This window comes from Methylophilus sp. DMC18 (assembly GCF_056314005.1).
The window spans coordinates 190,577-210,607 of record NZ_JBQUZE010000001.1 but is presented as its reverse complement, the minus strand read 5'-3'; the positions used below and the strand labels follow the sequence as shown (position 1 = coordinate 210,607).

Genomic DNA, 20,031 nt, shown 5'->3' with positions numbered 1-20,031 from the left:
ATGATAAAACAGAAACTGGTGGTAGTCGGCAACGGCATGGCTGGCATGCGGACGGTGGAAGAGCTGCTCAAGATCGCGCCTGACATGTACGACATTACCGTGTTTGGCGATGAGCCCTACCCAAACTATAACCGCATCATGTTGTCGCCCGTGCTGGCCAACGAGCAGACCATCGATGACATTATTCTCAATAGCCGCGAATGGTATGCCGAACACAACATTACCTTGCATACCAGCGCCCGGGTCAACAAGATAGACCGCAAGGCCCGCACCGTGACCGCCGAAAACGGCCTCACGGTGGAATATGACCGCCTGTTGCTGGCAACCGGCTCCAAGCCGTTCATCTTGCCGATTGCAGGTGCAGACTTGCAGGGTGTGCTGGGCTACCGCGATATCAAAGACACCAACGACATGATCGCTGCGGCCAAAATCTACAAGCATGCAGTGGTCATTGGCGGCGGCTTGCTGGGCCTTGAGGCCGCCAATGGCCTCAAGGTGCAAGGCATGGACGTCACAGTGGTGCACAAAAATGAATGGCTGCTGGAACGCCAGCTCGACAAGACCGCAGGCAAGATGCTGCAAAAATCCCTAGAAACGCGCGGGCTGCAGTTCTTGCTACAAAAAGACACGGAGCAATTGATCGGAAAAGACGGCCGCGTGGTCGCCGTGCGCTTTAAAGACGGCCAGGAAGTGCCTGCAGACCTGGTGGTGATGGCAGTCGGCATCCGTCCCAACTATGCGCTGGCCGAATCGGCAGGCATTTATTGCAACCGCGGCATTGTGGTGAGCGACACCATGCAGACCTATGATCCGCGCATTTATGCCGTGGGCGAATGCGTTAACCACCGTGGCATTGCTTATGGCCTGGTGGCCCCCTTATTTGAAATGGCCAAAGTGTGCGCCACACATTTGGCCAACTTCGGCATCGGTGTATACAAAGGCTCGGTCACTTCGACAAAATTGAAGGTGACCGGCATTGATTTGTTTTCTGCCGGTGATTTTATGGGCAGTGACGATGCCGAAGAAATTTTGCTGCACGACGCGGTCGGCGGGGTATACAAAAAACTCGTGATCAAAGATGACACCATCATCGGTGCCGTGCTGTATGGCGATACGACGGATGGGGCCTGGTATTTCCAGCTGCTGCGCGACAAAAAGCCGATCCACGAAATCCGGGATCACTTAATGTTCGGGCAGGACAGTCTGGGCAATACCGGCCACCAGGGTCAGGACAAGGTGTCTGCCATGACCGACGAAATGGAAGTCTGTGGCTGTAATGGCGTCTGCAAAGGCACCATTGTCAAAGCGATTCAGGCACAAGGCCTGTTTACACTGGACGACGTCAAAAAACACACCAAAGCTGGCTCCAGTTGTGGCAGTTGCACTGGCCTGGTTGAGCAGATTCTGGCCTCGACGCTGGGCGGCGGTTATGCGCCGCCTTCCAGCAGCAAAGCCGTGTGTGGCTGCACCGACTTTAACCACGAAGAGGTGCGTGACGAAATCCGCAAACACAAATACCTGAGCATCCAGGCCGCCATGAAGGGCATGGGCTGGAAAACACCGAATGGCTGCGCCACCTGCAGGCCGGCGTTGAATTATTACCTGATCTCCACCTGGCCGCATGAAGCCAAGGATGATCCGCAGTCACGCTTTATCAATGAGCGCGTGCATGCCAATATCCAGAAAGACGGCACTTACTCTGTGGTGCCACGTATGTATGGTGGCGTCACCTCGCCTGACCAATTACGCAAGATTGCTGACGTGGCCGACAAGTACAAGGTACCAATGGTGAAAGTCACCGGTGGCCAGCGTATCGATTTGCTGGGTGTAAAAAAAGAGGACCTGACCAATATGTGGGCAGACCTCGACATGCCGTCTGGCTATGCTTATGGCAAATCTATCCGCACCGTGAAAACCTGTGTTGGCTCGGAGTTCTGCCGTTTTGGCACGCAAAACTCCACGCAACTGGGCATCGATATTGAAAAAGCCTTTGACCATATGTGGGCACCCCATAAGGTCAAATTCGCGGTCTCCGGCTGCCCGCGTAACTGTGCCGAGTCCGGGATCAAGGACGTCGGCGTGATCGGCGTGGACTCGGGCTGGGAGATTTATGTCGGCGGTAACGGCGGCATCAAAACCGAAGTGGCGCAATTCCTGTGCAAGGTGAAGACCGCTGAAGAGGTGATTGAGTACTCAGGCGCCTTTATTCAGCTCTACCGTGAAGAAGCGCGTTACCTGGACCGCACCGTGCACTGGGTCGAGCGTGTAGGGCTGGATTATGTGAAAAAACGCATTCTTGAAGATGCTGAAGGCCGCAAAGCCGCGTATGAGCGTTTGCTGTATGCGCTGCAAGGGGCGGTGGACCCGTGGGCTGAACGCGTCAACCAACGTGATGCACACAAAGAGTTCGACACAATTACCGTGTAACGACAAATACTGTTTAAATGAAAAGTGGCGTGCCATTCTCCTGATTGCACGCCCGGGAGATAGATGATGCAAAAAAGTTTTTGGGAAGTGGGCCACAAACCCACCCTGTTTTCAGCCTTCTTTTATTTTGACCTGAGCTTTATGGTCTGGGTCATGTTGGGGCCGCTGGCGGTGCAAATCGCCGCCGACCTGCAATTGAATCCGGCACAAAAAGGCCTGATGGTCGCCACCCCGGTACTCACAGGCGCGCTGCTACGGATAGTCATGGGCGTGCTGGTGGATCAGCTCAAGCCGAAAAAAGCCGGCCTGATTGGTCAGGTGATTGTGATTGGCGCGCTGCTGACAGCCTGGCTGCATGGCATTCATACCTATCAGCAAGCGCTGTTGCTAGGCATGTTTTTGGGCTTTGCCGGTGCTGCATTTGCAGTGGCCTTGCCACTGGCTTCGCGCTGGTATCCGCCAGAGCACCAGGGCACCGCGCTGGGCATTGCCGGTGCAGGTAACTCGGGCACGGCCCTGGCGGCCTTGTTCGCCCCTGGCCTGGCCGTGGCCTTTGGCTGGAATAATGTATTTGGCCTGGCACTGATTCCACTGGCACTGGCGTTGCTGGTCTATGTCACGATGGCCAAAGACGCCCCGGATACGCCTGCGCCAAAATCGCTGTCGCAATACCTGGCCGTGCTCAAAGATAAAGATGCCTGGTGGTTTATGTTTTTCTACAGCGTCACCTTTGGCGGTTTTGTGGGCATGGCGTCTTCATTGACCATTTACTTCCACGACCAGTATGGCCTGGATGCGGTACACGCGGGTTACTTCACCGCAGCCTGTGTCTTTGCCGGCTCGCTGGTGCGCCCCATAGGCGGTTGGTTGGCCGACCGCATCGGCGGTATCCGTTCACTGAGCACCATGTATGTGCTGGCAGCGGTATTCCTGTTTATCCTAAGTTTTGGCATGGCTAGCCAGTCACTAGGCTTGCTGGTAGTAGTGCTCGCCATGGCAGCACTTGGTATGGGCAACGGCGCGGTATTCCAGCTGGTGCCACAGCGTTTCCGCAAGGAAATCGGCGTCATGACCGGCTTGGTCGGCATGGCCGGGGGCGTTGGTGGCTTTTACCTGGCGTCCAGTTTAGGCTACTCTAAACAAGTGACGGGCAGTTATCAGGTCGGCCTGACCATTTTTGCCGGCTTGGCAATTCTGGCACTGATCGGTCTCTCCCGCGTAAAAAACCGCTGGCGCACCACCTGGGGCGCAGCCACAGTCACCAGCGCCAAAATTTAATGGCATCGGACAACCGCCCAGGATTGAAATGTTAGCGTCATCACGGACCCCTGCATGAAATTACGGATCAGCGTCGGCGAAAGCAGCCTCACCGGACCGCGGCCTCGTAACGAGGACTACGTGGGCCTGGTGACGCCTGCCGATGCGCAGCTGGAGATCAAGGGCGCTCTGCTGGCGGTGGCCGATGGCATCAGCGGGGGGGCTGGCGGGGCCGAAGCTGCCGAGATGACGATACGCACGGTGTCGGCAGATTATTACGCCACGCCCGATACCTGGACGATCCAGCATGCGCTGGACAAGGTGGTTCAGGCGGCTAACCGCTGGGTGCTGTCGCAGGCACGCAAACACAGCCAGATGGCCGGCATGGCGACCACGCTGTCCATGCTGGTGCTACGCGGTCAGCGCTATGTGTTGGCGCATGTCGGCGACACCCGCATCTATCGCCTGCGCGAGCAGTCGCTGCAATGCCTGACCACCGACCATGTCTGGGACCGGCCCGATATGCGGCATGTACTCAAGCGTGCAGTCGGCCTCGATGACCAGTTGAGCGTGGATTATGCCGAAGGCCTGCTGCAAACCGGCGATGTGTATGCCATTATCAGTGATGGTGTGTGGGCCGCACTGGGCGAGGCCGAGCTGCACAAAATATTGATGCTTTACCATACACCGCAGTTGATGGCCGAACACCTGACCCGGCAAGCGCTGGAACAAGGCGGTCAGGATAACGCCTCTGCCGTGGTGGTGCGGATCGATCAGCTCGGACAAGACCACCTGACCGACATGCTGGCCGATGCCTTGAGCCTGCCGGTGCCGCCCAAGCTGGCGGTGGGCGACACCCTGGATGGCTTTACCGTCACCCGCGTGTTACATGATGCACGCATCAGTTTGTTATATCAGGTAAAAAATGCCGCCGGGCAATTATTTGTGCTGAAAACCCTGCAACCCGCCCGCGCTGAGGATAAGGCCAGTTGCGAAGCCCTGCTCAACGAGGAGTGGCTGGGCAAGCGCGTGGTATCACAATGTGTGCCGCAAATTTTGCCGCTCACGCGCGAGCAACGCACGCACTTGTATTACGTGATGACCTGGCATGAAGGGGCCACCCTGCAGCAACGGCTGGACGCGGGTCATCATTTCACCATCAACGGCGTGGCCAATATCGGCCAGGATCTGTTGCGTGGCTTGAGCATGCTGCACCGGCTCAATATTGTGCACCGTGATATCAAACCCGCGAATATCCACCTCGGCAGTGATACGCGGCTGCGCATTCTGGACCTTGGGGTCGCGCTCAATACCACGCTGCCCATGCCCGAACAGATGGAAAACCCCGGCACCCCCAGTTTTATGGCACCGGAGTTGTTCGACGGCAAATTGGCGGACCGCCAAGCCGATATTTACGCCGCAGGGGTGACGCTGTATCACCTGCTAACGCGTAAATATCCTTATGGTGAAATCGAGCCATTCCAGTCCCCGCGCTTTGGTGAACCGGTGCGCCCCAGCCGCTACCGGCCGGAAATTCCAGCCTGGCTGGAAAACATTATCCTGAAAGCGATTGCCCGCAAACCGGAACACCGCTTTGAAACCGCTGAAGAAATGCTGCTGGCACTGGAGCATGGCGAACTCAGGCCCATCGTCATCCCGCGTACACCGTTGATTGCCCGCGCACGCCTAGTGAAGTGGCAATGGCTGGCGATTATTTCATTGTGCGTCAATGTGTTATTGATTTATCTGCTGCTGGTCTCGTAAGACCAGCCTCGCATGAAAAAGACGAAAAGAGGAAAAAAATGAATTGGACTAAAATCTGCCCAGTGAATGACATCCCTGCCCTGGGGGCGCGCGTGGTGCGTCATGGCGAGATCGATATCGGCGTGTTCCGTACCGAAGATGACCGCGTATTCGCACTCAACAACCGTTGCCCGCACAAAGGGGGCCCGCTGTCACAAGGCCTGATCTACGGCGACAAAGTCGCTTGCCCGCTGCATAGCTGGAAAATCAGCCTGGTCGATGGCCAGGCCGAAGCGCCCGATGTCGGCCAGACCGCCTGCTATGCAGTCAAGGTCGAAGATGGCATGGTCTATCTGCAATTAAACCCGTAATTTTCAGGCAACACGGACAGCTCCCTTATGTCGCAACAGCAACAACTCCAGACTGCAAACGATCTGCTCACCGCAGTACCGGTCTCCTTCCATCCGCAACGACGTGAAACCCGCAGCACCTGCTGCTATTGCGGTGTCGGCTGTGGCGTCATCATTACCACCGAGGGCCAGCAGATTGTCGATGTCAAAGGTGACCCCGAGCATCCGGCCAACTTTGGCCGCCTGTGCACCAAGGGTTCGACCCTGCACCTGACCGCCAAACTGGACGCACGCGCCCTCTACCCGGAACTGCGCCTGTCGCGTGACCTGCCGCGTACGCGCGTCAGCTGGAATACCGCGCTCGATCATGTGGTTGAGCGCTTTGCCGAGATTATCAACACCCATGGCCCGGATGCGGTGGCTTTTTATATCTCCGGCCAGTTGCTGACTGAAGATTATTATGTATTTAACAAGCTGGCCAAAGGCCTGATTGGCACCAACAACGTCGATACCAACTCGCGCCTGTGCATGAGTTCTGCCGTCGCCGGTTACAAGGCCACGCTGGGCGCCGATGCACCACCGGCCTGTTATGAGGATATCGACCATACGCAATGCCTGTTCATTGCCGGCTCCAATACCGCTTTTGCCCACCCGATTGTGTTCCGCCGCATTGAAGATGTCAAGGCGAAGAATCCAGACATGAAAATTGTGGTGGTAGACCCGCGCCGCACCGATACCGCACAGCTGGCAGACTTGCACCTGGCGATATTGCCCGGCACCGACGTGGCGCTGTTTAACGGCCTGTTGCATGTGATGCTGTGGGAAGGCTTGCTCGATATGGCTTATATCCGCAACCATACCGAAGGCTTTGAAGCGCTCAAGGAAACCGTGCGCGAATACACGCCCAAGATGGTAGCCGATATTTGTGGCGTGCCTGAGGCCGATATCATTCAGGCCGCCAAGTGGTTTGGTGCGGGCCCGACCTTGTCCATGTATTGCATGGGGCTGAACCAGTCCATCCATGGCACTGAAAAAAATGCCGCGCTGATCAACCTGCATCTGGCCACCGGTCAGATCGGCAAGCCCGGCGCAGGCCCATTCTCGCTGACCGGTCAACCCAACGCCATGGGTGGCCGCGAAGTCGGCGGGATGGCCAACCTGCTGTCGGGCCACCGCGACCTCGCCAATGCCGAACACCGTGCAGAAGTCGCGCGCTTGTGGGGCGTGCCCGACGTCCCGGCCGCGCCGGGCAAAACCGCGGTAGAGATGTTTGAGGCGGTTAAAAGCGGCGAGATCAAGGCGATCTGGATTGCCTGCACCAACCCCGCCCACTCCATGCCAGACCTCAACAATGTGTTGGCCTCCCTGCAACAGGCTGAGCTGGTCGTGTTGCAAGATGCGTTTAACAATACCGACAGCAATGTCTATGCGGATGTATTTCTGCCTGCCTCGACCTGGGGCGAAAAAGAAGGCACGGTCACCAATTCGGAGCGCCGCATCACGCGCGTGCAGCCAGCCGCCCCCAAGCCGGGTGAAGCCCGTCATGACTGGGAGGCAGTGGTCGACTTTGCCCACCGTTTGGCACAAAAACTGGGTAAACCAGACACCCTGTTTAACTACCCGAATACCGAAACCATTTTTAACGAGCACCGTGAAAGCACGCGTGGCCGCGACCTTGATATCACTGGCTTGAGTTACCAGATTCTGGAAACCCGCGGGCCACAACAATGGCCGTTTAAATCGGGCGCCAGCCAGGGCGAAGCCCGCTTGTACACCGATGGCGTGTTCCAGAAACCGGGCGGTAAGGCGCATTTTGTCAGCGCGGTGTACAAGCCGACCGCCGACAAGCCGGACGCGCGCCATCCCTTCCGCCTGCTGACCGGCCGCCTGCGCGACCAGTGGCATGGCATGAGCCGTACCGGCACCCTGGCGCAGCTTTACAACCACGTCGAAGAGCCCGTGGTCTCCATGCATGCCGATGACATGCAACGTCGCCAGATCAGCGAGGGCGACATCGTTAAACTGAGTAACAAGCGCGGTGAGTTAATCATCAAGGTACAGCAATCCGACGAAGTCAAACCGGCGGAGCTGTTTATTCCCATGCACTGGGGCAGCCAGTTTATGCACGGCTTGGGCGTGAATGTGTTGATGCCACCGGCTTTTGATAAAACCTCCAAGCAACCGGAACTCAAGCATACGGCGGTCAAGATCGAAAAGTTGAGCTTGCCCTGGCAAATGACGGTGATGCGCAGCTGCAACGACCTGCACTTGCTCGCCGACATCCGCGCGCTGTTGGTGGCCTTTGATTACGCCACCGTGGGACTGTATGGCCGTGGCAACGGCATGCTGATTCTGCGCGCGGCGCACCACGCTGCCCCGGATAGCCAACTGATCGCCCGGCTGGATCAGTTGCTTGGCATGGTCGAAGATGCGCCCATGCTACGGCTGGATGATGTCAAACGCGGCATCAGTAAACGCATTCTGGTCGAGCAAGGCCAAGTCAGTGCGGTGCGCCTGATTGGTGAAATGCTGGCCGCAGACTGGCTCAAGCAAGTCATGCTCGAAGGCCAGTTCACCGATGAATTGCGCAAATGGGCACTGGCGCCGCTGGCAGCCCCACCCACCGGACAAAAATCACGCGGCAAGATCGTCTGTAACTGCCTGGATGTCTCAGAAAACGAGATTATCGAGACCTGTCAAATGGGAGCGGATTTACCGACGCTGCAAGCCAAGCTGAAATGTGGCACCAGTTGCGGCTCCTGCGTGCCGGAACTCAAGCGGCTGGTCAAACTGCATGGCAAAACCCATGCGGGATAAGGACATCACGCGCGCACCTGAATGCAGTTGAACGCCTGTCGGCACAGGATTGCGCCAAGAATGGTGCAATCCTGTGCACATGCCTCATTAGCGTGCACCAGACCAATGGCAGATGGATAGCACGGTGCCCGCAAGCTCAAACATACACGCAAGCTTGCAGATAAAACACATCAGGAACAATGACTTAGCATAAATCCTGATTCATCTGCGCCCCCATCCTGGCGGTTGGCATGCCAATTGCTTTTTTTATCACAAAGTGGCGTTTTATCATGCCATTTTTAAATCAGAGATTTTCCATCGTCGGCAAATCTCATACTGGACAACGGCGTCCATAGCTTGTTTCGCAGGATTGCAATGTGCAATCGCGGCATAGGCTATGGACGCCGTTTTTGTTTTTAGGCTTTGAGTTTGATAACGCAATGCTCGCAACTGACATGAAAAACAACGTGACACTGCCTGCTTGCATCTGATTAGGAATACAAGATGAATCAACACACACGCATCCTCGTCGTCGGCAACGGCATGGTGGGACACTACTTTGTGCAAGAACTGGTGAAACGCCACCCTGACCTTGCCGCCGCCAACCTGCAAGTGACCGTGCTAGGCGAAGAACCACGCCCGGCTTATGACCGCGTGCACCTCTCCAGTTTTTTCTCGGGCAGCACGGCGGAAGACCTGTCGCTGGTCGAGCCTGGGTTTTATGAACGGCCAGGCCTGACGTTACGCCTGAATGCGCGCGTCAGCCAGATTGACCGCCACCAGCATACCGTGACACTGACAGACGACACGATCTTGCCCTACGACAAACTGGTGCTGGCGACTGGCTCTTATCCATTTGTCCCTGCTGTCGCCGGGCGTGACCGTGAAAACTGTTTTGTCTACCGCACCATTGAAGACCTCGAAGCCATGACAGCAGCAGGCAAAACCGCCAAGAGCGGCGTGGTGGTCGGCGGTGGCCTACTGGGCCTGGAATGTGCCAAGGCATTGAAAGACATGGGCCTGGAAACCCATGTGGTTGAATTTGCGCCCCGTTTGATGGCGGTGCAAGTAGACGAAGCGGGCGGCAAAGTGCTGCGCAGCAAAATTGAGGAGCTGGGTGTACACGTGCACACCAGCCGCAATACCACGGCGATTGTCGATGGAGCGACTGCACGCCACCGCATGGTGTTTTTTGATGACACCTGGCTGGAAACCGACATGATCGTGTTCTCTGCCGGGATCCGTCCACGCGATGAACTGGCACGTGAATCCGGCCTGGCCATCGGCGCGCGTGGCGGTATCGCCATTGATGACTTTTCCCGCTCCAGTGACCACAATATTTACGCCATCGGCGAATGTGCCAGCTGGAACGACGAGATGTTCGGCCTGGTCGCCCCTGGCTATGACATGGCCCGTACTGCCTGCGCACACCTGCTGGGTGAAACATCGACCACTTTCCAGGGCGCAGATATGAGCACCAAGCTCAAACTGATGGGGGTGGACGTTGCCAGCGTGGGCGATGCCCATGGCAAAACCCATGGCTGCCGAAGCTACCAGTACACCGATGAGGTGCGCAATATCTACAAAAAAATCGTCGTCAGCGAAGATGGCAAAAAACTGCTGGGCGCCGTGCTGATTGGCAATGCCGATGAATACGGCACGCTGCAACAGATGACCATCAACGAAATGCCGCTGCCGGAAAATCCTGAATTCCTGATTCTGCCAGCCAGTGATGGCAAGGAAAAACCTGGCCTGGGCGTGGATGCCCTGCCGGATACCGCGGTGCTGTGTTCTTGCAATAATGTCAGTAAGGGCGCGATTGGCGAAGCGGTGGCGGCTGGCAATTGCAGCATAGGCGCCATCAAGTCCTGCACCAAAGCCGGTACCGCCTGTGGTGGCTGCGTGCCGTTGGTGACGCAGGTGATGAAAGCACAGATGGTGAAACTGGGCATGACCGTCAACAATCACCTGTGCGAACACTTCCCCTACTCGCGCCAGGAGCTTTACCACCTGGTACGTGTGGGCCAGATCAAATCGTTTGACGAGTTACTGCATAAACACGGCCAGGGCCTGGGCTGCGATATCTGCAAACCCACCGCCGCTAGCATTCTGGCCTCATGCTGGAACGAATTTATCCTGAAAAAAGACCTGGCGTCCTTGCAGGATTCCAATGACTACTTCTTGGGCAACATCCAGAAAGACGGCAGCTACTCGGTGGTGCCACGCATGCCGGGCGGCGAAGTCACGCCTGATGGCCTGATCGCCATCGGCCAGATCGCGAAAAAATATGGCTTGTATACCAAGGTCACCGGCGGCGCACGCGTGGACATGTTTGGCGCCCGCGTGGAGCAATTACCCAATATCTGGGAAGAGTTGATTGCTGCCGGCTTTGAATCTGGTCATGCCTACGGCAAATCGTTACGTACCGTCAAAAGCTGTGTCGGCTCCACCTGGTGCCGGTATGGCGTGGATGACAGTGTCGGCCTGGCCGTGCAGCTGGAGAACCGTTACAAAGGCCTGCGCGCCCCACACAAAATCAAGTTTGGTGTCTCGGGCTGCACGCGTGAATGCGCCGAAGCGCAAGGCAAGGATGTGGGGTTGATTGCGACTGAAAATGGCTGGAACCTCTATGTGTGCGGCAATGGTGGCATGAAGCCACGCCATGCCGAGCTGCTTGCAAGCGACCTCAGCAAAGAAGACGCCATCCGCATGATAGACCGCTTCCTGATGTTCTATATCCGCACGGCTGACCGCCTGCAACGCACCAGCACCTGGCGTGATAACCTCGAAGGCGGCCTGGATTACCTCAAGCAAGTCGTGATTGAGGATTCGTTAGGGCTGGGCGCTGAACTGGAATCCCAAATGCAACACGTGGTAGACAACTATCAGGACGAGTGGAAAACCGCCGTTACTGACCCCGAAGTGCGCAAGCGCTTCCGCAGCTTCGTCAATAGTGTGGCAGGTGACGACAATATTGTCTTCGTCAATGAGCGCAACCAGATCCGCCCGGCCACGCCCGCAGAAAAACAGCAGACCGCACCTGCCGCCAAGGTCATCCCCATCCTGGCAGCAACAGAGTAATCAAGGAAACCGTCTATGAATCAGTTACAAGCAACAAACGCCCAGCCTGCCGAGGCAGGCGCATGGCACCCAGTGTGCGCACTCGAGGATATCTGGCCGAATATGGGGGTCTGTGCCCTGATTGAAGGCCAACAAATTGCTATTTTCCGCCTTAAAGACGACCAGCTCTACGCGCTGGATAATCACGACCCGCATAGCGAGGCCAATGTGCTATCCCGCGGCCTGGTCGGTGATTTGGGCGGCGAGCCTGTAGTCGCCTCGCCGATTTACAAGCATCACTACCAGCTACGCACTGGCCTCTGTCTTGAGGACGCAACCGTGTGTCTGAATGTTTACCCGGTCGAAGTCAGGGATGGCAAGATATGGGTGCAACGATAACCAGGGTGACTCAGAGGACAGACCGATGCACGCCATGAAAAAGACCGACAAACCCGGCCAGCACACCATCCTGAATAGTGACCGCATGGTGGCGCTGATCAACCTTTCTGGCCGCCAGCGCATGTTGTCGCAACGGATCGTGCTCAACCTGATGATGAGTACGCACCACCCAGAAGCGCTGGCCCATGCTAAAGAAGCGCTGGCCTTGTTTAGCCAGACGCATACACTTCTGGTCAAAGGCAACCATGAGTATCCCGGTGTTTATTTTGCCGCGCTGGAAAAAGTATTGTTTGGCCCGGAAGATAACGAGGCCAAAATCCGGCAATTTATTCAACATTGCCAACAGGCGATTAGCGCCTGCGAAAGTAATCAGGGTCTGCCTGCAGCCATGATCCCCTTGCTGGGCGAAGAGGCCAGCTTGATCGTGGCCGTCCTCAACCAGATTACGGTCACGTACGAAAATGAATCCAAACACTGCGAACTGCTCAGACGCAAAAAGCAGGAAAACCTGATGAGCAGCATCCAGAAGATCGCCAAAGAAGCCAAGATTGTTTCATTTAACGCGCAGGTCATCGCCGCACGGTCTGGCGACGCCGGCAAGGAGTTTGCCGTGGTCGCCAGCGTCATGACCGACATCACCAATGAAATTGAACAACTGGTGGCTAAAGCGCTGGTGAGTGATTAACGCCATAAAAACACCATCACCATCAGCGCTGATGGATGATGGTGATTTGTTTGCGGGCGAACGGCAGTGCCAGTCACTGTCGTCGCGCATTATGCGGGGATGACGCAATCATTCCCCATGGGTTAGCCGTGGTGTTCATGGGCAGCAGCCACTTGATGCTGTGACTGCACATTATTTTCCATCACTTGCTCGATAAAGGGATTCTGGCTGAGGCTATCATCAGACGCACTTTGTGCGCTGGCCTGGCTCGATTCAAACTTGGTATGCAGCATCGTTTCAACCGCGTTCAAATCTGTGGCGTTTGAGTTGTCGGCCGCAAAACCAGCGACTGAAAAAGACAACAGAACAAGGGTAGATAACAGTTTCATTTTTGACTCCTAGTGATAAACAACAGTACGTTGTGAGGTGAAATTTACGCGGAGTCTGGGAGGAAATGAAATTGTTTGTTTGAATGGATTTATTCAAACAAACAATGGAACCTTTGGCGTCTTACGGCGAGCTTACAAAGGCTTAAATAGGGAGGAGATTCCCTTGACGATAGATTGATGCCCATCTAATATCAAACCCCATAGGAGATGACATTCCTCCTTGGGAGTCGCGAGTAAATACTTCCTCAACCGCCCAGTGCTGATGATGTCTACACGAACCCGGGACGGGGGGTGTAGACACGACCATACGCCTTGTCCTGATATTGAAACCAAGCTTGGGACAAGTCTCTTGAAATTGACACCAGTTCACACACCACAGACCTTGTTACGTCAACATTCGGTTCGGATTTCCTGTCCGCCGCAACCCTATCCGCCTGTCTTGCCCAAGCCGGGGCCTGACCCTGCGCCGCCACCGGAATGATGAGATGCATGCCCCACCATTCGTTTTGACCAATGTGGAAAAGATTGCCTGCCAGCGCCTCTGACCCCACACTCAGCCAAGGACCGATAAGCCATGAACTTACGTGATTTGAAGTATTTATTAGCCGTCTCTGAATATAAAAACTTTAGCAAGGCGGCTGAACATTGTGCAACCACGCAGCCCACTTTGAGCAATCAGATCAGAAAGCTGGAAAACTATCTGGAGGTGGAGATCTTTGAAAGAGGCACGCATTTTGTGCGCGTCACCCCTGTGGGAGAAAAGATTATTGAGGCGGCCACGCAGGTGATCGAGCATGCAAACCAGATTGTTCACATTGCTCGTGAAGCCAGGCAGCATGCCTCTGCCAAGCTCACCTTTGGCAGTTTTCCGTCTCTTGGGCATGCCCTGCCACTGCAATACATCTTCCATCTAAAACAGCAGTTCAAGCCATTTAAAGTGCAACATGTGGAAGAAGATGTGGATGTGCTCATCGATTTATTGGTGAATCAGGAAATTGATTTTGCCTTACTGCCATTGCCGGTCACGCATGCCAGTCTGATGGGCATCAAACTGCTGGATGACCCGTTGTACGTAGTCGTGCCCAGCCATCATGCCTATGCCTCATGCAAAAGCCTGCAACTCAGTGATTTAAACCAGCAACCCCTGCTGTTTCTGGTGGAGGATCAGTCGCATTACCGGCAAATTCTGGAGCATTTTGATGCCAATTTTGCCCGGCAGCATTTGGACAAAGATGATGATTTCAAGGCGGTGAGTTTTGAAGCGCTCAGGATGATGGTCAAACATGGTTTGGGGCTGGCCGTGATTCCTGGCACAGCCATCAACCATGAGGATCATGATGTGCACTATATCCCCTTTGCCTTACCGGCGATTGGTCGCTCGATTGGCGTTTACTGGCATAAACATCATGCGAATCCGACCCTATTGCAAGCCATCTGTACCTATTTGCTAACCACGATGTCCGCCGAGAACACGCTGTTTTAACCCGTCATCCAGCCATTGCCATTGACGGATATTGGCATGCAACCGCCTCATCCGGCCTTGAGGCCGCTATCGACATATGCCATCGTATGCAGAGGTCAGCATCCAGAATAAATTAACATAAATAAATATCCTAGATAATTATATTCATAAAAATCAATCATTTAAGCGTATGAATCGGTTTTTATTGGCACATACTCACCAACGACTTAAAGGTTTAATAGCAGACTCATAGCGTGTAACAATTACTAAAGAGGACTTTTTTCATGCAAATTGCACGTCTCAAGCTGTCTACCTTGATAGTCAGCGTTTTGACGACTATCCTGCTGGCTGTTTGCCTGTTCGTATTTTTGAATATGCAGGCCAATAAAACAGTGGCGATTAATGGGGAGCAATACAACAAGATCATAGACCAGAAGGATCTGGTCGCTGACGTATTACCCCCACCGGAATACCTGATTGAAACCTGGCAACTGATTCTGCAAAGTGTCGCCATGAATGCATCATCCGCGGGCCCCCTGCAGCAAAAAGTCAGCGTCCTTAGGGCCGAGTTTGAAAAACGCCATGCTTACTGGGAGAAGAAACTTAATAACCCCGAGATCAAGCATTTGATGGCTGAACAGCTGTATGCCTCAGGCCAGGCTTTTTTTGCAATATACGATCACAAATTTATCCCTGCGCTGAATGCGCAGGATAAAAAGCAGATTGAGTCTGCATTGCACGAGTTAAACGCTGCCTACGAGGCCCATCGAACAATTGTTGATCAGGTGGTCATCTACACAAACAAGACAGCGCAAACGCTGGAAGCTGAAACAGCGCAAGTCATTTCCAAGGGTGAGATCGCCAATTATGTGATGGTGTTGCTGCTGATCGCGTTTGCCAGCGGCTTAGGCTATTTCATCGTCAGCACGGTTAAAAAACGTTTGGGTATGGATCCTGTTGAGTTGTCAGAGTTGGCTGGCCGTTTTTCTGATGGTGACTTTTCAGCGCACATTGCATTGCCTGTTGGCGATGAAACCAGTGTCGCGCACTCCATGCAGGTACTCCAACGCACGCTGAGCAAACTCTCAACGGAAACCAACCGGCTGGCACAGGCAGCGATTGAAGGGCAATTGTCTACGCGTGCAGAGACGGCAGCCTTTAATGGCGAGTTCAAGCGCTTGGTCGAGGGCTTTAACCAGACGCTGGATGGTGTGATTGTGCCGTTAAATGTGGCGGCGAGCTATGTGGCAGATATCTCCAAAGGCAATATCCCTGACAAGATTACTGCAACGTATCATGGCGATTTCAATGCCATTAAAGATAATCTTAATCATTGCATTGATGCCGTGAATGCGCTGATTGCGGACGCCAATATGCTGTCAGAGGCGGCGGTTGCCGGACGCTTGTCTACACGTGCAGATGCGAGCAAACATGAAGGCGATTTCCGCAAAATTGTTGAGGGCGTGAACCATACGCTGGATGCGGTCATTTCTCCACTCAATGTCGCTGCAGAATATGTGGATCATATTGCCAAAGGCCAAATTCCACCTAAAATCACGGACACTTACCATGGCGATTTCAACACCATTAAAAATAACCTTAACCAGTGCATTGATGCCGTCAATGCGCTGATTATGGATGCCAATCACCTGTCACAGGCCGCCGTCAAAGGCAAGCTGTCTACACGGGCGGATGCGAGTAAACATAATGGCGATTTTAGAAAAATTATTGAGGGCGTGAATCACACGCTGGATGCGGTGATTGTGCCGCTGAATATGGCGGCCAGCTATGTCGCGCGGATCGCGCATGGCGACATTCCTGCCGAGATTACCGCCCCGTATTACGGCGATTTCAACGAAATAAAAAACAACCTGAATACTTGCATCCAGGCGATTAATCAACTACTCGAGGACTCTGCGCTATTGGCACAAGCGGCCAAGGAAGGACGTATCCAGGTGCGGGCTGACGAAATGAAACATGCTGGTGATTTCCGCAAGGTGATTGCTGGCGTTAACCAGACGCTGGACCTGATTGTTGAACCGATTAAAGCCGTACGACAGGCAGTTGAAGCGATTGATACTGCAGCCAGTGAGATCGCCAGTGGCAATAACCAACTTTCGCGCCGGACGGAAGACCAGGCAGCGAGCCTTGAAGAAACCGCCGCCAGCATGGAGCAATTCGCTTCTATCGTCAAACACAATGCAGAGAATGCTCAAGAAGCCAACCAACTGGCGCTGACAGCATCAAACGTGGCTGAAAACGGCGGCCAGGTTGTACGCGAGGCCATTGCCAGCATGAATGCAATGAATGAAAGTGCACGCCAGATTGAAGACATCATTGCCGTGATTGATGGCATCGCCTTCCAAACAAATATCCTGGCCTTGAACGCAGCCGTAGAAGCGGCGCGCGCCGGCGAACAGGGCCGAGGCTTTGCCGTGGTGGCGAATGAGGTCGGCGCACTGGCACAGCGCTCATCCGTCGCTGCAAAAGAAATCAATGGCTTGATTAGCACCTCGGTCAATAACACCTACGATGCAGTCAAACAGGTAGACCTTGCTGGTAAAACCATGGAAGAGGTGGTCAGTTCAGTGAAAAAAGTCTCTGAAATCATGCGAGACATCAGTGAAGCCTCGTTTGAGCAAAGCAAAGGCATAGAACAAGTGAATCAGGCAATCACCCACATAGACGAAGCCACGCAGCAAAATGCGGCACTGGTCGAAGAAGCCGCCGCGGCAGCAGAATCATTACTGGATCAGGCTAACCAGCTGAGCCAGTCCGTCCAACGCTTCAAACTGGATCAACCCGACCATACACCCCATAGCTGGAAGTCGACCGAGCCTGAAGAAGAGGAAGATGCTCTCATGCGCATGACGGGAACATGAGCGGGCTCACATTGGCCGTGGTGACAAGATCAACCTTAAGTTTCCTGTGAATCTTAACGGGCTTTTGCCCCTGAGAGCGCGCTAAAACTGACGGCGCTGATCACCAGCACGGCACCAAACAATTGCCCCTGCGTAGGTGGAACGTGCTCAAAAGCGGCAATCACCATGGTGGTGACTGGAATCAGGTTCATGAAAATCGCTGCTTTGGCAGGGCCTAAATGTTTAATGCTGGCATTCCAGAACAGGTAAGCCAGGACGCCGCCGCCCAGTGCCATAATCAACAAGGCCAACCCGGCATGTGCCGTTGGCATCACCAACGGGCTACCGTTGCATGCCGCAGCCAGGCTCAATGCCAGCGCCCCCACGGTCATGATGCCGGCAGTGCTGGCAATCCCGCTCACCTGCTTAGGCATCATTTTCTTCACCAACACGTTATAAACCGCCCAGTTGAGCGATGCAATCATGATATACAGGTCGCCCGTCGCAATCGTCCACTCCGCCCCTGCCCCCAGCACCACAATGGCGACGCCAGCAATGCCCACCGGGAAAGCCAGCAGCTGCGCCAGCTTGGGCCGCTCACCGAGGATGAAATAGCTTAAGATCGCGGTCAAAAGCGGGTTTAAGGCCATGATCAACGCGCCATTAATCGCCGAGGAATGTGCCATGCCCAAAAAGAAAAACAAGTTAAAACCAAAGACACCCACAATCCCCAGCGTCAAGTACGCCTTCCACTCACGTAAGGGAATTACCGCCTGTGAAAACCGGGCAATCAGGATCATGACCATCGCCGCAATCGTATAGCGGCTGGCACCGGCCAGATAAGGGCTCATTTCAGCCAGCACAGGTTTTGCCAGGTTGAAATTGGCTCCCCACAGAATCGCTGCCAGGGTAGCCATCACATAGGTTTTAATCAGACTCATCTCATACTCATCGTTTACTTATTCATACCATTTTGTAGAACTTGGCTGTGCTTGCTTATGCCAATTTATCATCCGAGACTCGATACGTTGGATCCTCCAGCAGATTGACTTCTATAATGGCTTTGGCACTTTCCAGCAGTTCCTGACAATCAGGGCTTAAATGCCGTAAATGCAGTGACTTGCCTACCGCACGATATTTTGCAGCCAGGCTATCAATCGCCATCAAGGCAGAATGATCCATCACTTTTGCATGTTTAAAATCAATCACAACCTGCGCGTCATCACTGGCGGGATTAAACAGGGCCTGGAAATTAGCAATCGATGCAAAAAACAAGGTGCCATGTAGTTGATGTACGGTCATGCCGTTCTTATCTTTTTCTGTGTAAACCTTCAGTTGTTTGGCATGCTCCCAGGCAAACACAAGCGCAGAAACAATCACGCCAGCGATCACAGCAATCGCCAGATCAGCGATAATAGTCACGCCACCGACTAACAAGCCGACAAACACATCCTGCTTAGGCACTTTGCCAAACAAATTCAGCGTGCCCCATTCAAATGTTTTCTCGGCCACCACAAACATCACGCCAATCAACGCGGCCAGCGGGATCATTTCGATCCAGCGCGATGCAAATAAAATAAATGACAGTAGAAAAAGTGAGGTCGCAATGCCAGACAGCCTTTTAAGGGCGCCATTGTTGATATTGATCATGCTTTGACCAATCATCGCGCAGCCTCCCATGCCACCAAAAAAAGCGGTCACAACATTTGCCATCCCTTGCGCCATGGCTTCCCGGTTGGGGCGCCCTCGTGTTTCTGTCATTTCATCAATCAAATTGAGTGTGAGCAAGGTTTCTATCAGGCCAACGGCAGCCAGAATGAGTGCATAGGGGAAAATGATATAAAGTGTTTCTAACGTCCAGGGCACTTCCGGGAAATGAAACGTTGGTAATCCACCGGCAATCGAGCCCAAATCACCTACCGTCTTGGTATCCAACCCCAAATAAATCACACTCGTAGACACCACAATGATTGCTGCAAGCGTAGAGGGAATCGCTCTCGTCAATCTGGGGAGCAAATAAATAATGGCCATGGTGATCGCAATCAGCCCTAGCATAATATAGAGCGGCGCACCACTCATCCATCCATATGAGCCATCTGCCTGTATCGTTTTAAAATGATTAAACTGTGCAAGAAATATGACTATCGCCAATCCATTTACAAAACCCAGCATCACTGGATGCGGCACCATACGAATAAACTTGCCCAGTTTGGCCACCGCAAACAGGATTTGTAATAAGCCCATCAGGATAATTGTCGCAAACAGATACTGCACCCCATACTGAACGACCAGCGCCACCATCACCACCGCCAGGGCCCCTGCAGCACCGGAAATCATGCCTGGTCTACCGCCGAAAACAGAGGTGATCAAAGAAACTAGCACTGCCGCATACAGCCCAGTGAGCGGCGACACATGTGCGATCAAGGCGAAAGCAATGGCTTCTGGCACCATGGCCAGCGCCACCGTGAGCCCACTAAGCACATTGGTCTTGATTTCAGAAAATTTCAGTGAGGATTGATCAGCAAACATATTGATTCCTAGAGTAACTGGTGAGTCCCAATGGTCAGCCACATCAAGCAACCATCATTGGGAGATGAGTCAACGTTCACGCTGAACAAGACTT

The 20,031-nt window shown here is 54.1% G+C and carries 13 protein-coding genes and 1 riboswitch; of the genes, 10 read left to right on the top strand and 3 right to left on the bottom strand.

Annotation, left to right across the window (positions count from 1 at the left end; genetic code table 11):
• The 8 genes from nirB (ACT53G_RS01030) (at position 1) to ACT53G_RS00995 (ending at position 12,717) form a co-directional block, all read left to right on the top strand.
• Positions 1-2,427 (top strand): nitrite reductase large subunit NirB, encoded by a 2,427-nt coding sequence (gene nirB / locus ACT53G_RS01030; protein WP_476168455.1) that lies wholly within the window; start codon positions 1-3, stop codon positions 2,425-2,427.
• Positions 2,428-2,493: 66 nt separating this feature from the next.
• A complete protein-coding gene (locus ACT53G_RS01025; RefSeq protein WP_476168761.1) occupies positions 2,494-3,705 on the top strand; it encodes a nitrate/nitrite transporter in 1,212 nt (403 codons plus the stop codon).
• A gap of 54 nt (positions 3,706-3,759) precedes the next feature.
• Positions 3,760-5,448, top strand: coding sequence for a bifunctional protein-serine/threonine kinase/phosphatase (locus tag ACT53G_RS01020; RefSeq protein WP_476168454.1), 1,689 nt, complete (start codon positions 3,760-3,762; stop codon positions 5,446-5,448).
• A 38-nt stretch (positions 5,449-5,486) separates the two neighbouring features.
• On the top strand, positions 5,487-5,798 hold the full coding sequence (gene nirD, locus ACT53G_RS01015; protein ID WP_476168453.1) for a nitrite reductase small subunit NirD: 312 nt from the start codon (positions 5,487-5,489) through the stop codon (positions 5,796-5,798).
• 27 nt (positions 5,799-5,825) lie between these two features.
• The gene (locus tag ACT53G_RS01010) at positions 5,826-8,594 is read left to right on the top strand and encodes a nitrate reductase (RefSeq protein WP_476168452.1); all 2,769 of its coding nucleotides are present in this window, start codon (positions 5,826-5,828) and stop codon (positions 8,592-8,594) included.
• A gap of 483 nt (positions 8,595-9,077) precedes the next feature.
• The gene (gene nirB, locus ACT53G_RS01005) at positions 9,078-11,654 is read left to right on the top strand and encodes a nitrite reductase large subunit NirB (RefSeq protein ID WP_476168451.1); all 2,577 of its coding nucleotides are present in this window, start codon (positions 9,078-9,080) and stop codon (positions 11,652-11,654) included.
• Between the two features lie 15 nt (positions 11,655-11,669).
• A complete protein-coding gene (nirD, locus tag ACT53G_RS01000) occupies positions 11,670-12,032 on the top strand; it encodes a nitrite reductase small subunit NirD (protein WP_476168450.1) in 363 nt (120 codons plus the stop codon).
• A gap of 34 nt (positions 12,033-12,066) precedes the next feature.
• On the top strand, positions 12,067-12,717 hold the full coding sequence (locus ACT53G_RS00995; RefSeq protein ID WP_379077337.1) for a type IV pili methyl-accepting chemotaxis transducer N-terminal domain-containing protein: 651 nt from the start codon (positions 12,067-12,069) through the stop codon (positions 12,715-12,717).
• Between the two features lie 122 nt (positions 12,718-12,839).
• Here ACT53G_RS00995 and ACT53G_RS00990 read toward each other — a convergent pair whose 3' ends face one another.
• A complete protein-coding gene (locus ACT53G_RS00990) occupies positions 12,840-13,085 on the bottom strand; it encodes a hypothetical protein (RefSeq protein WP_194747237.1) in 246 nt (81 codons plus the stop codon).
• A gap of 194 nt (positions 13,086-13,279) precedes the next feature.
• Positions 13,280-13,364, top strand: a riboswitch (Fluoride riboswitch).
• Positions 13,365-13,659: 295 nt separating this feature from the next.
• On the opposite strand from ACT53G_RS00990, the gene ACT53G_RS00985 reads away from it, so the two are divergent.
• On the top strand, positions 13,660-14,568 hold the full coding sequence (locus ACT53G_RS00985) for a LysR family transcriptional regulator (protein ID WP_476168449.1): 909 nt from the start codon (positions 13,660-13,662) through the stop codon (positions 14,566-14,568).
• 263 nt (positions 14,569-14,831) lie between these two features.
• Entirely contained in the window at positions 14,832-17,429 is a 2,598-nt protein-coding gene (locus ACT53G_RS00980) for a methyl-accepting chemotaxis protein (protein ID WP_476168448.1), read from the top strand.
• A 53-nt stretch (positions 17,430-17,482) separates the two neighbouring features.
• Here the strand turns inward: ACT53G_RS00980 and ACT53G_RS00975 are convergent, their stop codons facing one another.
• Together ACT53G_RS00975 and ACT53G_RS00970 are read right to left on the bottom strand one after the other, a co-directional pair.
• The gene (locus ACT53G_RS00975) at positions 17,483-18,349 is read right to left on the bottom strand and encodes a DMT family transporter (protein WP_379077332.1); all 867 of its coding nucleotides are present in this window, start codon (positions 18,347-18,349) and stop codon (positions 17,483-17,485) included.
• Positions 18,350-18,404: 55 nt separating this feature from the next.
• A complete protein-coding gene (locus tag ACT53G_RS00970; RefSeq protein ID WP_379077329.1) occupies positions 18,405-19,937 on the bottom strand; it encodes a SulP family inorganic anion transporter in 1,533 nt (510 codons plus the stop codon).
• Positions 19,938-20,031 lie beyond the last annotated feature (94 nt).

What these genes read in the sequence shown, in the direction of transcription:
- nirB (WP_476168455.1), top strand. Translation starts at nt 1, where the DNA reads ATGATAAAACAGAAACTGGTGGTAGTCGGCAACGGCATGGCTGGCATG.
- ACT53G_RS00985 (WP_476168449.1), top strand. Translation starts at nt 13,660, where the DNA reads ATGAACTTACGTGATTTGAAGTATTTATTAGCCGTCTCTGAATATAAA.
- nirB (WP_476168451.1), top strand. Translation starts at nt 9,078, where the DNA reads ATGAATCAACACACACGCATCCTCGTCGTCGGCAACGGCATGGTGGGA.
- ACT53G_RS00990 (WP_194747237.1), bottom strand. Translation starts at nt 13,085, where the DNA reads ATGAAACTGTTATCTACCCTTGTTCTGTTGTCTTTTTCAGTCGCTGGT.
- ACT53G_RS00970 (WP_379077329.1), bottom strand. Translation starts at nt 19,937, where the DNA reads ATGTTTGCTGATCAATCCTCACTGAAATTTTCTGAAATCAAGACCAAT.
- ACT53G_RS01020 (WP_476168454.1), top strand. Translation starts at nt 3,760, where the DNA reads ATGAAATTACGGATCAGCGTCGGCGAAAGCAGCCTCACCGGACCGCGG.
- nirD (WP_476168453.1), top strand. Translation starts at nt 5,487, where the DNA reads ATGAATTGGACTAAAATCTGCCCAGTGAATGACATCCCTGCCCTGGGG.
- nirD (WP_476168450.1), top strand. Translation starts at nt 11,670, where the DNA reads ATGAATCAGTTACAAGCAACAAACGCCCAGCCTGCCGAGGCAGGCGCA.
- ACT53G_RS00980 (WP_476168448.1), top strand. Translation starts at nt 14,832, where the DNA reads ATGCAAATTGCACGTCTCAAGCTGTCTACCTTGATAGTCAGCGTTTTG.
- ACT53G_RS00975 (WP_379077332.1), bottom strand. Translation starts at nt 18,349, where the DNA reads ATGAGTCTGATTAAAACCTATGTGATGGCTACCCTGGCAGCGATTCTG.
- ACT53G_RS00995 (WP_379077337.1), top strand. Translation starts at nt 12,067, where the DNA reads ATGAAAAAGACCGACAAACCCGGCCAGCACACCATCCTGAATAGTGAC.
- ACT53G_RS01025 (WP_476168761.1), top strand. Translation starts at nt 2,494, where the DNA reads ATGCAAAAAAGTTTTTGGGAAGTGGGCCACAAACCCACCCTGTTTTCA.
- ACT53G_RS01010 (WP_476168452.1), top strand. Translation starts at nt 5,826, where the DNA reads ATGTCGCAACAGCAACAACTCCAGACTGCAAACGATCTGCTCACCGCA.